Source organism: Bacillus sp. 220_BSPC (assembly GCF_001054655.1).
Taxonomy (GTDB): domain Bacteria; phylum Bacillota; class Bacilli; order Bacillales; family DSM-1321; genus Peribacillus; species Peribacillus frigoritolerans.
The window spans coordinates 52,392-67,658 of the sequence record NZ_JVPL01000078.1 but is presented as its reverse complement, the minus strand read 5'-3'; the positions used below and the strand labels follow the sequence as shown (position 1 = coordinate 67,658).

General features: G+C 38.1%; 11 protein-coding genes and 2 pseudogenes. 9 read left to right on the top strand and 4 right to left on the bottom strand.

What is annotated here, in order from left to right:
* Positions 1-48 precede the first annotated feature (48 nt).
* Entirely contained in the window at positions 49-1,611 is a 1,563-nt protein-coding gene (sdaAA, locus tag ADA55_RS31185) for an L-serine ammonia-lyase, iron-sulfur-dependent, subunit alpha (protein ID WP_048679788.1), read from the top strand.
* Positions 1,612-1,773: 162 nt separating this feature from the next.
* Here sdaAA and ADA55_RS04645 read toward each other — a convergent pair whose 3' ends face one another.
* Entirely contained in the window at positions 1,774-2,190 is a 417-nt protein-coding gene (locus ADA55_RS04645; RefSeq protein ID WP_063594989.1) for a DUF2690 domain-containing protein, read from the bottom strand.
* A gap of 411 nt (positions 2,191-2,601) precedes the next feature.
* Here ADA55_RS04645 and ADA55_RS31320 point away from each other — a divergent pair.
* From ADA55_RS31320 to ADA55_RS04620, 5 genes and pseudogenes are all read left to right on the top strand, one after another.
* Positions 2,602-3,912 (top strand): annotated as a pseudogene (locus tag ADA55_RS31320) (metallophosphoesterase); the annotation flags it as partial.
* A 1,824-nt stretch (positions 3,913-5,736) separates the two neighbouring features.
* Entirely contained in the window at positions 5,737-7,185 is a 1,449-nt protein-coding gene (locus ADA55_RS04635) for a sensor histidine kinase (RefSeq protein WP_048679780.1), read from the top strand.
* Positions 7,182-7,868, top strand: coding sequence for a response regulator transcription factor (locus ADA55_RS04630; protein WP_034307161.1), 687 nt, complete (start codon positions 7,182-7,184; stop codon positions 7,866-7,868). The genes ADA55_RS04635 and ADA55_RS04630 overlap by 4 nt, the downstream gene beginning before the upstream one ends.
* Positions 7,869-8,142: 274 nt before the next feature.
* Positions 8,143-8,844, top strand: a complete 702-nt coding sequence (locus ADA55_RS04625) for an ankyrin repeat domain-containing protein (protein WP_048679776.1) — start codon at positions 8,143-8,145, stop codon at positions 8,842-8,844.
* 83 nt (positions 8,845-8,927) lie between these two features.
* Positions 8,928-9,887 carry a DUF4822 domain-containing protein gene (locus ADA55_RS04620; RefSeq protein ID WP_048679774.1) on the top strand — a complete coding sequence of 320 codons (960 nt, stop codon included), beginning with the start codon at positions 8,928-8,930 and terminating at the stop codon, positions 9,885-9,887.
* Positions 9,888-9,963: 76 nt separating this feature from the next.
* On the opposite strand, the gene ADA55_RS27895 is transcribed toward ADA55_RS04620, so the two are convergent.
* From ADA55_RS27895 to ADA55_RS28220, 3 genes and pseudogenes are all read right to left on the bottom strand, one after another.
* A complete protein-coding gene (locus tag ADA55_RS27895; RefSeq protein WP_414629827.1) occupies positions 9,964-10,815 on the bottom strand; it encodes a methyl-accepting chemotaxis protein in 852 nt (283 codons plus the stop codon).
* 87 nt (positions 10,816-10,902) lie between these two features.
* A pseudogene (locus tag ADA55_RS31315) lies at positions 10,903-11,073 on the bottom strand (HAMP domain-containing protein); the annotation flags it as partial.
* Positions 11,045-11,689, bottom strand: coding sequence for a hypothetical protein (locus ADA55_RS28220; RefSeq protein WP_048679768.1), 645 nt, complete (start codon positions 11,687-11,689; stop codon positions 11,045-11,047). The pseudogene ADA55_RS31315 and the gene ADA55_RS28220, both read right to left, overlap by 29 nt.
* A gap of 606 nt (positions 11,690-12,295) precedes the next feature.
* Here ADA55_RS28220 and ADA55_RS04605 point away from each other — a divergent pair.
* From ADA55_RS04605 to ADA55_RS04595, 3 genes are read left to right on the top strand one after another with little or no spacing between them, the layout of a single operon-like run.
* The gene (locus tag ADA55_RS04605; RefSeq protein WP_226990408.1) at positions 12,296-13,324 is read left to right on the top strand and encodes a TRAP transporter substrate-binding protein; all 1,029 of its coding nucleotides are present in this window, start codon (positions 12,296-12,298) and stop codon (positions 13,322-13,324) included.
* Positions 13,325-13,360: 36 nt separating this feature from the next.
* On the top strand, positions 13,361-13,933 hold the full coding sequence (locus ADA55_RS04600; RefSeq protein ID WP_048679765.1) for a TRAP transporter small permease: 573 nt from the start codon (positions 13,361-13,363) through the stop codon (positions 13,931-13,933).
* Positions 13,930-15,207, top strand: coding sequence for a TRAP transporter large permease subunit (locus ADA55_RS04595; protein ID WP_048679762.1), 1,278 nt, complete (start codon positions 13,930-13,932; stop codon positions 15,205-15,207). The genes ADA55_RS04600 and ADA55_RS04595 overlap by 4 nt, the downstream gene beginning before the upstream one ends.
* Positions 15,208-15,267: the final 60 nt, after the last annotated feature.

Genomic DNA, 15,267 nt, shown 5'->3' with positions numbered 1-15,267 from the left:
TTCTTATGCTTCCAGCGTGGGAACCTTCTTCTTAACAGGGGTGATCACATGTCTTTTACTAATTTAAAAGAGTTAATTGAACGAGCTGAGCAGGAAAAATCCACTATTTCGGAATTGATGATCAAAACAGAGGTACAGCAGAAAGGTTGTTCCAGGGAGACGATTATCGAAAAAATGGCAGAACAATTTATTGTAATGGAGGAGGCTGTCCGCAGAGGTACAAAGAGCCCGGTCATGTCGCGTACTGGTTTGACGGGCGGGGATGGAAACCGTCTTTATCAGTATGCCCAAAACGGTAATTCCTTTGTCAATGCTAAAACATTGAAAGTTGCAGCAAATGCGCTCGCTGTATCAGAAGTAAATGCTGCAATGGGGCGGATAGTGGCGACGCCAACAGCTGGGTCAGCGGGAATCTTGCCCGCTGTTCTTGTTCACGCCCTTGACAGCGGGAAATTTACCCGAAAGCAGATTGTCCAGTCCATATTCACTGCTTCTGCCCTCGGCTTAGTTGTTGCAAATAAAGCTTCGATATCAGGGGCAGCCGGCGGGTGCCAAGCTGAAATCGGTTCAGCAACCGCGATGGCGGCCGGCACCCTGGTGGAGCTTGCCGGTGGAACACCAATGCAAGTTGGAAACGCCGTCGGAATTGCTTTGAAAAATTCATTGGGATTGGTTTGTGACCCGGTTGCAGGGCTGGTGGAAATTCCGTGCATCATCCGCAACGGTTTACATGCAATTACCGCCCAAGCCGCAGCAGATATGGCTTTAGCCGGGATAGCCAGCGTCATCCCACCGGATGAAGTGATCCATGTGATGCATGAAGTCGGGCAGCAAATGCCAGAATCGTTGAGAGAAACCGGGAAAGGCGGTCTTGCCGGAACTCCGACCGGGCAAAAATTAAAGAAGCAGATTCTAAACGGAAAAACTAGTGGCAGTGGGCCGGCAAAATACCAAAGTGCGTATGAAATCATCGGGCCCGTAATGGTTGGCCCTTCGAGTTCCCATACAGCCGGGGCTGTTCGGATCGGGAATATTGCCCGCCAGCTTTTAAATGAAAATCCAATATATGTAAAGTTCTCGCTGATGGGCTCTTTTGCCGAAACCTATCAAGGCCATGGTACAGACCTAGCTTTATTGGCCGGTGTTCTTGGGTTATCTACCATGGATGATGGCATTCCAAATGCAAAAAAAATTACTGAGGAAAATGGCTTACAATATGAATTCACGAAAAGGGTGCTCGGAAGCTATCATCCGAATACCGTTCTCGTAGAATTGACAGGGGACGCACGTACTGTAAAGGTTTTGGCCAGCTCTTTAGGCGGTGGAAAAGTGGAGGTTCAGGAATTCGATGAATATCCATTTAAATTTTCAGGAGAACGGCCAACACTTGTGATTCGCCATTCCGATCAAAAAGGGGTTATTGCCGAATTATCGGATATTCTTTATCAAAAAGGGATCAATATAGCCCGTATGGCCAATGAACGTTCCAAAATCAATGGTGCTGCCATAACGGTTTGTGAAATCGACAATATAATCGAAGACACTTTCTTATCTTTATTAAAAAGAGAGATTCCGATTATTGACGAAATTGTCTTGGTTCAAACTAAGTAGTTACCTGCAATCGTATTTTCGCTGATGCAAAAAAGCATGGTATGCGATTAAATTCATAAAAGGCATTCGGAATAAATTCTTTCCGAATGCCTTTTGTCAATAAACTGCATGGAATCGACTGTTATAGAGGCTTTTTCTCTGTCAGGACCCCTTTTATACCTATTAATAACGACCAGTGTTCGCAGAAATAATGAGAGCTCCACTTGATGAATAAATACCTGCTTTGGCCAAAGCATTATACGGATCTAAATTCCATAATTGTGCAGTATAACAGGACGTCTGACCTTTCATGATCCAACCGTTACCACCGGAACTGGCACAACTTGTAAATGCTCTCTTTGTCGTGCCATTAAAACTATCCACCCAAACATTTGCATAATAATCATACGGAGCAGCCGAATAAAACTTTAAGTATCCCCAAGCCGTATGACAATACGCACTTCCTTTTAGCTGAACATATCCAATTTTCACACCGTTTTTATAAATATATTCTGTTTCATAGGTGATTGGACTTTTATTCACACAGCCTGTCGAATAAGGATTTGTATTATCATAGGACAGGGCATACGTTTTATTCATGGGTGCAATCGCAAAAAACAGTCCAAAAACAAGTGTTACTGCCAACCCAATATTTAATAATTTTTTTATAACATTCTCTCCCCTTTCCTTCTTCTAGACTTTAACATACAAAAATTGGTGTTTCTATGCACCTTGGAATTATTTACCACCTTTATAAATTTTACCATTTTATGGGTATATACACAGTGAAGGGATAGTACCCCATTCCCATTAATGGAACGAATACGGGCCATAGGCCTTTTTTTGATTTATTAATAGATAAATTACATTGTTCTTATATTTTATTAATAATGCAAAGGTAGTATTTTAATTGGTAATTACCTAAAAATTTAAAAATGAGGAGGATATTTGTCTTTTTGCAAAATGATTACATAATGTATGGGGCTAACCGATAAGTAGGAGGAATTGATTTTGAAAGCGAAAAATAAATTTGCTGCAATGTTGACAGTTGTAACGGTAGGATTAACAACTTCTTTATCAAGTGTACAAGCATTCTCGGAATCTTCAATTTCAGAAAATAAACGTAAACCGGAGCTCGTTTTTCCTGTAATCAGTGATGTACATATTGATGATGGATCAAATGCTGATATGAACAAGTTTAGAACAGCCATGGATCAATTAAACAAAGCTGCGCCTAAACAGGATGCTTTTGTTGTCGTTGGGGATTTAACGGACTATGGATACGCTACTGAATATGATAAGTTCTTCTCCATTTATAATGAGAAGAAACAAGCTGATGTCCAATCCATGTTTACAATGGGAAACCATGATTATTGGAATGGACTTTCCGTTGAAAAAGCACAAGATCGTTTTCTCGAGAAATCAGGAATGGATTCCCTTTACTATCATAAAAAAGTAAATGGATATGATTTTATTACGTTAAGTCCCGAAAATGGTAATACGCATGGTTTATATTCTGTTAATCAAATAAACTGGCTGGGTGAAAAGTTAGCTGCAGCAGAAAAAGAGAATCCGGACCAACCAATCTTTGTTTTTCTTCATCAACACATAAAAGACACGGTATATGGAAGTGACTTGTGGGGGACTCAGGAAAACAAAGAACTTTTATATGATACATTAAAGAAACATCCACAAGTTATTACTTTTTCAGGCCATTCTCATTATCCACTTGAAGACCCCAGAACGATTCATCAAAAAGACTTTACGTCTGTTGGCACGTCTTCTGTAAGTTATTTGGAATTGGAACCGGGCAAACTTCAAGGGTTTCATCCAGAAGGATATCGTGATATTAGTCAAGGAATGATTGTAGAAGTTTATAATAATGAAGTTATCATTAAAAAACGTGACTTTCATAAAGACGATTGGACAGGAAAACCATGGGTAATAAAAAATCCTTCTAAAAAAAATAAATTTAAATATACAGACGACCGAGATCAGTTGCCACCGTCTTTTGCAGGTAAAGACAAGGCTTCGATTGTAAAAGAAAAATCGACACTAAGAAGTTTAAATGTGACATTTCCACAGGCGAAAGATAACTTGCTCGTACATTCTTATCACATAACGGCTAAAAACAAGGTAACAGGGGAACTAGACGCAGATTTCACCGCATTTTCTGAATTCTATCAAGATCCTGTGCCAAAGAATTTAGAGTTCCCTGTAGCCGGGCTTAAGCCAGGTACAGATTATGAAATTAAGGTACAAGCACTGGATTCATTTAACAATAGCAGTAAAAAGGTGTTACTGGCTGATGGTCAGACAAAAGCACTGGAAATGGTCTCTGCACAGGCTTCTCCTTCTTTAGTAACGACAGGTGAATCGACTACACTCCAAGTGAAGATGAAAAACTTTGGAAATGATAGTGTAAAAGGAAAAATTAAAGTTGATGCACCTGAAGGGTGGAGTGTGGAGCACAATGAACTTGAATATGAGCTTTCAGGATCTGAAGAAAAGAATTTGCCAATAAAAGCTATACCTAGTAAAGAAAGTTCCGGTTCTTCTCAATTCACGATTACTGCTTACGAGGGCGGCCAAATAATTGGCTCCAAGAATATAAATGTATTCGTCAACATGATGCTTGGAGAAGGTTTTGACCAATTGGACTCTGCATTAAAGCCAGCAGTGAATGAAAACATTCCAAGCTCCATTCTCGGTTGGAGCCATAAAGCTCCTAACGGCTGGTCGGTTACAAATAGCTCGAATATGCCAGCTGGTACAGAGGAGTGGCAAGGGTGGAGCTTCACAACAAAGGAATTTTGGACAAAAGCGGAAGACCAAGATCGTAGCAAATTTGAACTTGGACAAGGTGTTATAGCAGTAGCGGATCCTGATGAATGGGATGATAACGGTTCACCAGCATCAAAAGGCTTTTTTGATAGTACATTAACTTCCCCTTCTGTAAAAGTTGAGGGTGCAAAAGATCTATACGTAGGATTTGCTTCTCACTATAAACAAGAAGGAACACAAACAGCTGAAGTAACTGCTGTCTTTGATAATGGGGAAAAACAACAAGTTCTCGTTTATGACAATAAAGCAGCTTCGGATAATAAAAATGGACATGTCTTGAATAAGTATGAAGTTAAATCGATTAATGTTCCTGAAGATGCATCTTCTATGAAATTACAATGGAGAATGCATAATGCGAAAAATAATTGGTTTTGGTCGATTGACGATATTAGATTGGATGACCAAATGATCGTCTCGCCAAATTAATGAGAAGAACGGGTGAACTTTTCTTGAAATTTATAAAAAGCGGACTTTCCTTAAGGGGAAGTTCGCTTTTTTCTATGTCTCACAAATCGGGACAAATAGTAAACCAATAAACCTTCATGATCTTTTCCGTGTGCTTGATAAAGGTTTCGCCTAATTAATTTCGTATCTTTAATGAAAATACTGAAGTGCAGCTATATATAATTCTTGGATAATTTATAAATAATATCATTATTATAAAAGGTGTTTAAAAAATATTTTAACAAAAAACAAGCTTAGCCGGTCCCCCGCTAGATGCTTGCGTCGAGGAAGCTTGATAAAAAGTCGGCGAAAAGGCGCTGATTTCGTAAATCATCTGAAACTTTCATAAATTAAAAAACCACAGGTAAACTAAATGAAGACTTGGTTATACAGCATGATTTTTTATTGTTTAATACTGAAAACCCAATGGGATTGAAGAAATATGCGTCACCCCTGCCGAAAAACTGGCTAGCCGAGACGGCGGAAGGATTTCTGAAATCTCGCTCTTCAAGGTTCTTATTGTTTTATGAAACCTCAAAAAATTGAAGAAATATGCGTCACCCCTGACCCCTGCCTAATAATTGGCTATTCGATACCCCGCTAGATGTTTGCGGCGAGGAGGTTTGGCAGACAGAAGGCGGTAAGGAAGCGGATTTTAGCATTCAGTTTTTCAAATAAAAAAATATAGATCTAAAATAGAATAGGATTTTTTCCAAGTATTTTAGAAAATTTTAAGATTTGTGTGATATGTTTTTTTAAGTTCTAAGAAAATTATTCATGGAAATGCAGGAACAGCAGATAAACGGTGAACTCTTCTATAAAAGAGAAAACGAGAGATTTTATACGGGGTGAAAATATTTGTCAATTAAAATGAGGTTTCTGATGTCCTATGTTGGCGTAATTCTTATTTCCATCACTTTATTTTTAGCGGCTGGATTTTTACTTATTTTTGCAATAACAGGTGATGTAAAATCGATAGAGCATCTATATAAAAACTCTTATCTCCAAAAACCTTTGACTGCAGCAGAAGAAAGTGTGTTTCTCGATTTAAAGCTTTTGGCAAAAAATAATCCAGAACAGCTTCTGAACGAAGAGCAGCTGAAGAAGCTTGAACATGGAGATATTGAGATTGTCGTTAGAAAAGTTAATGACATTGAGTATGCGTCACCCGCACTTGATAAGCTAGGCTTGGTTCAATCACTTCCCATGTTCGAAGAAACGAACATCAATACCCGGGACACAATCAAAATGAAAGACTCTTTTTTCACTTATGTGAAGTTTGATTTTTATTTTTCGGATAAAAGTGAAGGAAGCATTTTTGTCATGAGAAAGGCAAGTTCCTATGCCGAGCTGATTCGGGAGTCATTTCCCATTTTATTCGCCCTATTGTTATTACTGTTGGTAATGATTATTGGACTTTTAAATTATTTAGTTTCAAGAAGCATCATCAAACCTATCTCAATACTTAAAGAGGGAGCGGAGCGGATAAAATCAGGAGATTTAAACTTTGAAATCAAAGCGACTTCCAATGATGAAATCGGACAATTGAATAGGGAATTTGAGGAAATGAGAAAAAAGTTAAAAGAGTCCGTAAACCTTCAGCTTCAGTATGAGGAAAATCGCAAAGAACTTCTTTCCAATATTTCTCATGATTTGAAGACACCCATCACTTCGATTATGGGATATGTTGAGGGGATAAAAGACGGGGTAGCAAATACCCCGCAGAAAATGGAAAAGTATTTATCGACGGTATACCTGAAAGCAAGGGATATGGATTCATTGATAGATGAATTGTTTTTATTTTCGAAGTTGGATTTAAAAAAGGAACTATTCACTTTTGAGACGGTCAGAATGGATAAATATTTGAAAGACTATGTAGAAGAGCTTCAACTGGATTTACTTCAACAAGGAATACAAATTGAACTTCAACAGCTGTATAAACCGATATACGTGTCTGCGGATAGAGAGAAACTGAAACGCGTATTGGCCAACCTGATCAGCAATTGTGTAAAGTATATGAATAAAGATGAAAAACACATTTCCATTTCTCTGCATGAAGGACTATATGATGTAGTAGTACAAGTAACAGATAATGGCTATGGAATAGAATCTTCCGCTTTGCCTTATATTTTTAACCGCTTTTATCGGGCTGAGCAATCTAGGAATTCCCTGACAGGTGGAAGTGGTTTAGGACTTGCAATCGCAAAAAAAATTATCGACGAGCATGGAGGAGATATCTGGGCTACCAGTGAGGTAGGAAAAGGTACAAGTGTATTCTTTTCCATAAAGAAAGGTGAGGAAATGTGAAAAAGATATTACTTATTGAAGACGAAGTCAGTATTGCTGAATTACAAAGGGACTATTTGGAAATTAGTGATTTTAGTGTCGATATTCAACACACTGGTGATGCAGGTCTCCAACAGGCCCTTCAAGGAAATTATCATTTAATCATTTTGGACATCATGCTTCCGGGGTTAAATGGCTTTGAGATATGCAAACAAATACGTGCTGTCAAAAATATCCCGATTTTGCTTGTATCTGCGAAAAAGGAAGATATTGATAAAATTCGGGGGCTTGGACTAGGAGCGGATGATTATATTACAAAGCCCTTTAGTCCAAGTGAACTAGTTGCAAGAGTGAAAGCGCACTTAGCGCGTTATGAACGTTTATCAGGAAGTCACCCCAAATCTAATTCAATCTATGTCCATGGAATTTCAATAGATAAGTCAGCACGCAGGGTTCACATAAACGGGGAGGTGGTCCCGTTTACAACAAAGGAATTCGATACTTTAGTGTTTTTTGTCATGCATCCGAATCAAGTATTAAGTAAAGAGCAGCTTTATGAAAATATTTGGGGATTGGAATCGGCTGCGGATGTTTCAACTGTCACTGTCCATATCAGGAAACTACGTGAAAAAATTGAAAGAAATCCTGCACATCCTAAATTTTTGGAAACTGTTTGGGGAGCAGGGTATCGCTTTAATGTTTAATTAGTATATTTTATGACCCGTCACGAAGGTGACGGGATTTTTTTATAAAACCTTAAGAAACTTTATGAATAAGTTAATCAATTTTTAAGAAATTGTTTAGAGGGAGTTTAAGATTAAGCACTAATATAATGGAGACGGATTAATAAAAGCAACTAAAAAATAAAAAGGGAGAAAAATACTCATGCTACCTCAAACACATTTATAGCACAAGTCATTTTTGGTGCATCAAGATGACGGAAAATCCATTTGGGCAGATGAAAGGATGGTGTGTTTCATGTGGAGACGGCTAACGATTGTCATCGGATGCCTATTCATCCTTCAAGGGTGTGTCTTAGATAGCGAAAGAGAGCCAAATAAACAGCATAAGGAGTCAGGAAAGGGAATGAATGAATTACTGATTCAAGCAGTAGAACGAAAAGAAACGGAAAGAATAAGGAGTTTGATTGAGGAAGGTGCAGATATTAATACACAGGACTCGGCAGGGCGAACCGCCACTATGATTGCGACTTATAAGAACGATGCAGAGTCTGCAAAAATCCTTATTGAAGCGGGTGCAGACGTCAACATTCAGGATGACATGAAAAATAGCCCCTTCTTGTATGCCGGTGCTGAAGGTTATCTAGATATACTTAAACTTGCGATTGAAGCAGGTGCCGACCCGTCCATAACCAACCGTTATGGAGGAACGGCTTTAATCCCTGCTTCGGAACATGGATATGTAGAGGTTATTAAAGAACTCCTAACTAAAACTGATATTGATGTGAATCATGTAAATGATCTTGGTTGGACAGCTTTGCTAGAAGCTATCATTTTGAATGATGGTGATGGAAAACAGCAGCGAACAGTGCAATTGTTAATAGATCATGGTGCAGTTGTCAACATTCCTGATAATAATAATATTACCCCTTTACAACATGCCCGCGAAAAAGGATTTAAAGAGATTGAACAAATTTTATTAACAGCAGGAGCAAAATAACCAGATTGCGATACTTTCATTTTGTAATGTCAATTGCACCGCTAATTAATTAAAATCACAATAGGATATGAGGAGACGAAAAAATGAACAAAAAAGCAAAAATTTCATCATCTATACTACTTGGATTAACATTGGCCCTAACAGGATGTAACACAAACGCACAAGACAGTCATAGTGGACAGGGGCAGGAACAAACTGCCAAAGAAAGTAAACAAGAAAATAAGTTAACAGCAGGCCAGGAATTGACTAAAATTCTTAGTGGCACGAATTGGCAAGGTACAAAAGTTTATGATAAGAATAATAATGACTTAACAAAGGAGAATGCTAACTTTATTGGTCTCGCAAAATATGACGATGAAACATCCAGATATGAATTTTTTGATAAAAATACAAAAGAAAGTCGTGGTGATAAGGGAACTTTCTTTATTACCAATGGGAAGATGCGAGTGTTAATTTCAGAATCGATGGGTTACCAGGCCGTTGTTGAAATAACAGAACTGAATAAGGATATGTTTACTTATAAAAGAATGGGTAAAGATGCTAATGGAAATGACGTAGAGGTGTTTGTTGATCATATTCCTTATAAGGAAACAGAACTTTCCTTTACAGATCCAGACAAAAATTTGGAAACTTACACTGGAGACGTAGAAACAGATGTTGATGGAGATAAAATTTTATCAAGCACCCCATGGCAAGGAACAGTGGCATTGGATGAAAAGGGAAATGATGTATCAAGCTATAACTCGAATTATTTAGGTCTTGCAAAATATGATGATAAAACAAATAAGTATGAATTTTTTGATGCTAAAACCGGTGAAAGCCGTGGTGATTACGGCTATTACGATGTTGTTCACGGAAATAAGATAAGAGCACATGTTTCACTAGGGGAAAATAAATATGGCGCAGTTCTTGAACTTACAGAGCTTAATGAAAATAAATTCACGTATAAACGAATCGGTAAAGATAAAGAGGGAAAAGATATAACGATAACAGTGGAACATATACCTTATGAAGGTGATTTGAAACTAAAATCAACTAAGTAAAATAGTAAGAAAGGGATTTTGCATGAATAGCAAAATCCCTTTCTTGATATAGTAATAGAATAGTGGTTAGAGATGTTTAAGCGTTAAACCGTTCAACAGATGTTTCCAGGTCATTAGCGAGCTTAACCATTGAGGAGGTGGAGAAGGAAATGTCCTCCATGGATTTCGCTTGTTGATCGGTTGATTGTGCCACTTGCTTTGAAGCCACTGCCGTTTCCCTTGTCAACCCTGCAAAATCTTCTATCGAAGCATTGATTTCCTGAGAACTTGCTGCCATTTGCTCTGTAATGGCTGATATTTCTTGAATCTGATCACTAACATGCTCAAAAGATTTTATAGTCTGTTTAAAAGTTTCTCTTGTATTCAGCACAAATTTTGTCCCTTCCTCTACCTCATTAGTTCCAGTTTCCATCATTTTCACTGATTCATTTATGATGGATTTAAAATGAAGCAGGGACTCTTGAATATGGATGGCAGATTCCTTCGTGCCCACTGCCAATTTCCGTACCTCGTTCGATACCACCGCAAAACCTTTACCTTGTTCACCGGCTCTAGCAGCTTCAATTGCCACATTTAGTGATAGCAGGTTTGTTTGCTCGGCAATTCCTGTAATTACATGTACAATATTCACAATCTCATTTGCTTGTTCGTCCAAATTCTTTATTCTTGAACTTGTTTGCAGCATCACATCTTTTACTTGCAGAATTTGATTTGAGAGTTCATTTATATCTTGATTTCCAATGGACATCCTAGTTGAAACATGATTTGTCTGTTCGCTGACTTCTGAAGAAGCTTTGGCAATTCTTTGTATACCTATGGTCATTTCCTCGATGACCCTCGATGATTCTTCACTTCTGTGCAATTGTACTTCCGCAGCTCCTGAAACTTGCTGAATCCCATTAACGATATATTGTGTGGAAGTATCCATTTCTTTGATTTTGTGCTCGATATCACTTGATGATTCGAGTGATGAGCTTTTCATGGAATTGACGATCATAGTTGTATTGGTGATCATTTCTTCAAAGGATTTCACTAAAACCTTGATTTCGTCATTTCCCTTAACCCTTGTGTTGCTAATCAGTTTATTGGCTGTTAATAAATCTCCATTTGAGATTTCCTTTGCAGCCAAGCTGACCTTGAGAAGCGGGCTTAACTTTTTAGTCAAGAACCATATTAGTGCACCCACTACGATCGTCAATAATTACATTGATTATTATCATCAGGGGAAGGATGCCACCCAGAACCGTGCTGGCCGTAGCATCGACTTTGCTGGCATCGATATCCACCCCTAGAATTCCAATGACCTCGTTCCCATTCTTTATGGGAACGAAAACGGATAAATAGTCACCATATTCAGGATCATGAACGATGGAAGTGGTAGTAACCTTTCCCTTCATGACGCTATCTACATCCTGAAATGAAGTTGCGGTTGTGGGTGTTAAAATGGGAGATGCTTTTTTATCTCCCTTACCCATTCCGTCTATAAGAATATGGACTTTTTTGTTATTTTCGTCAATTCCCAATGTATATACATATAATGCTCCAGTTTTTTGTCTATAATCGTCTAACTGCTCGCATATCTCCCAATATGTAGAGGTTTCGGATTGATTACTTAAAAATTCAGCATAAGATGTTGGATTTATTGCATGAGAGATGTTGCTTGCAATGTCTAAGCTGCTCATAGCGATTGTTTTCTCAACCGTATCATTTGTACTTTTATACATTAATAATAAACTTCCAATTAATGTAATGACCATGCCTGTTAAAAGAACAAAACCTATTTTCGTACTGAGTTTATTCATCTTTGTTTATTCCTTCCCCGTGTTATATATTAACCATGTTTTATATATCGGTAATAATTAAATATATATTTAATGAGACTTTAAAAGCTTCGTTGGAGTTTTTATTCCTTAAGTCTTTAACCTGTTGTAAGAGGGGTTCATATTGTATGTATTTTAAGGGAAACCTGGTTTTGCTTGATTTTCTATCCTATAAATATTCTAATATAGAAAAAAACGACTTTTATCTTTCCCGTTTTGTTTCTAAAAATCTCTGTAAATATTAATTAGTGAAATAGAATATTTGTTAAATTGTTATAAAATTCAAAAAATGGTTTGACATTAGTAAAAATGGGAGCTTATAATCAACGTAAGATATAAAATTCGAAAACCGAGTTTTATATTATAGAACAAATTAACCTTTTATTTTATTAAAGTAATGGCTTAAAAAGTGAATTAACCTGTGAAACGTAATGAGAAGTGAAGTGTTTTATCCTTACTCTGAATAAAACAAAAACTGTGTTTTATAATATAAAACAATTTGTTTTTTGCTTATACAAGGGTGAGGAGAAGTTTTTAAGATCAGCCACAAATGATAACGCTTACAAAAAACTCAGGGGAGGGTTTTTATTGAAAAAAAATAAGCTTTTTGTATTTTCCACAAGCTTAACTCTTGCAATGACATTCCTTTTATCAGGATGTGGTGGAGGTGAGGGAGAAAAAACCAGTGGATCTGGAGTTGAAAAGAAAACGATAAAAGTGGCACATTATTTTGCTGAAAATCATCCTCAAAACATTGCTTTGAAAGAAAAGTTCAAAAAAATGGTTGAAAAGGAGAGTAATGGTGAACTAGAGGTTCGGATTTATGCGAACAGTACATTAGGTGCAGAAAAAGAATTTTATGACGGCGTTAGAAACGGAACGATCGAAATGGGCGTTCCAGGGCTAATTATGCAGTCGGACATTCCTAAAATGGGTGTTCCGGAATGGCCCTTCCTATTTAGGGATTACGATCATGTAAAGAAGGTATTGAATGGACCTATAGGAGAGGAATTGACAGAAGATCTTGATCCAAAGCATGGGGTGACACCGCTCGCATGGAGTGCAAACGGATTTAGGATGTTTTCGAGTAATCGTCCAATTAAGAGAATGAAAGATTTTGATGGACTTCGACTTAGAATGCCGAACATCCCGAATTACATAAAATTAGGTGAATCATTGGGGGCAAATGTTAGCCCATTGCCTATTTCAGAAGTTTTTACCGCACTTGAACAAAAGGTTGTTGATGCTCAAGATAATCCCATAGCCACACTGAGATCCTCGGGGTGGAATGAAGTACAAAGTGATGTACTGGAATCCAAGCATATGTTCAGCCCCAATATTTACATTATCAATAGCAAATTCTATAAAGGGCTAACAAAGGAGCAACAAAAAATCATTCAAAAAGCAGCAAAGGAGTCGGCAGCATATGAGTTTGATTTGATGGAAAAAAGTTATGAAGATGACAAAGCATATCTTATGGATAATGGAATCAAATTTACAAAGCCTGACGAAGACTTTTCACAAAAAATGTTAAAAGCATCTCAACCTGTTTATGATGAAGTCTTTGAGAAAAATGACTGGGCGAAGGAGCTTGTCGGTAAAATACAAGCAGAATGAAGCAGGCGCTCTAGATAGGAAGGGGGAGATGTATAGGTGAATAAAATATCAAGAATCTTGGAAAATTCGTTAAACATTATTATGGCAGTTGCTTTAGCAATAATGGTCGTACTCGTGTTTGGTAATGTAGTTCTTCGTTATTTCTTTAATTCAGGGATTACTTGGTCAGAAGAAATGTCAAGGTATCTCTTTATTTGGTTGACGTTCCTTGGCGCCATCGGAGCTTTCAAAAATAAAGAACACTTAGGTGTCGATATGGTCATCAAACGACTCCCGAATAAGATGAAAAAAGTGGTTCTAGTTATTAGTGATTTGATGATGTTATTCGTTCTCATCCTAATCTTGGATGGCAGCTGGAAAATGACATTGATAAACATTGACAGTACTGCCCCGGCCACCGGCATGCCACTGGCATTTGTATATGGGACAGGTATTCTTGTGAGTGTGTCAATGGGCAGCATGATCATTTTCAATTTGTATAGGATTTTCTTCAATAAAATTAAAGACGAAGAATTGGTGATGATAAGTGAGTCAGAAGAGCTAATTTCTCTCCATACTGATGAATTTGCTTCAGATATTAGGATTGTCAAGGAGGAGAAACAGGGATGATAGGTGTATTTGTCGGATCTTTACTGGGAGCCATGGGACTTGGAATACCTATTGCCTTTGCCTTACTTGTAAGTAGTGTAGTGTTAATGTACTTCCTTGGTATTTTTGATAGTCAAATAATCGCACAAAATCTAATCAGTGGCGCCGATAACTTCCCTCTAATGGCCATACCGTTCTTTATGCTTGCAGGAGAGGCGATGAATAGGGGCGGATTATCACGGCGTATCGTTGAGATGGCAATGAACTTGGTTGGCCATATCAAGGGAGGCCTTGGCTATGTTGCGATCATTGCGAGTGTGTTGTTTGCAAGTTTATCAGGATCTGCTGTTGCCGATACAGCAGCGCTTGGAGCTATATTAATTCCCATGATGGTGAAGTCAGGATATGATGTGAACCGGTCAAGTGGGTTGATTGCATCCGGTGGTATCATTGCCCCGATCATTCCGCCGAGTATTGGCTTTATCATTTTTGGTGTCGCAAGTGGTGTGTCCATTACAAAGCTGTTCATGGCAGGAATCGTTCCTGGTATTTTACTAGCGGTCGGACTAACGGTTACCTGGTCCATTGTTGCACGAAAAGATAAAGTCGCCGTTAACCCCCGAGCTTCAACAAAAGAAATACTTACCTCTCTTCGTCAAGGCATTTGGGCTCTATTCCTGCCCGTCATTATCATTGGTGGATTGAAATTCGGTTTATTCACACCGACTGAAGCGGCAGTAGTGGCTGCAGTCTACGCAATATTTGTCGGTCTAGTAATCTATCGTGAAATGAAAGTGAAAGATTTATATGAGGTCTTTGTTCATGCAGGAAAAATGACAAGTGTTGTCATGTTTCTGGTCGCCGCAGCACTCGTGTCATCCTGGCTGATAACTGTAGCCGATTTACCTGCTCAGGTGATTGAATTGCTGGAGCCATTTATGGATCATCCATTCCTTCTATTAATAATGATAAACTTATTGGTCATCGTAGTTGGAACTGCTATGGATATGACGCCGACAATCCTTATTCTAACGCCAGTATTGATGCCATTGGTGGTCGCTGCAGGTATTGACCCAGTTTACTTCGGTGTCCTGTTTATCCTGAATAACGCCATCGGTTTACTTACACCACCGGTCGGAACCGTGTTAAATGTCATGTGCGGCATAAGTAAGATCAGTATGGAAGAAATCATGAAGGGGATTTGGCCATTCTTGCTCGTGGAAGTAATTATATTGATCTTGTTGATTTTGTTTCCTTCCTTAGTGCTGGTTCCTCTAGAATGGTTTACCTCCTAACGGAATTAAACAAGTATATGGGTCTGTTTGCTGGTATTCATCTTATTTTATAGGAGGAAA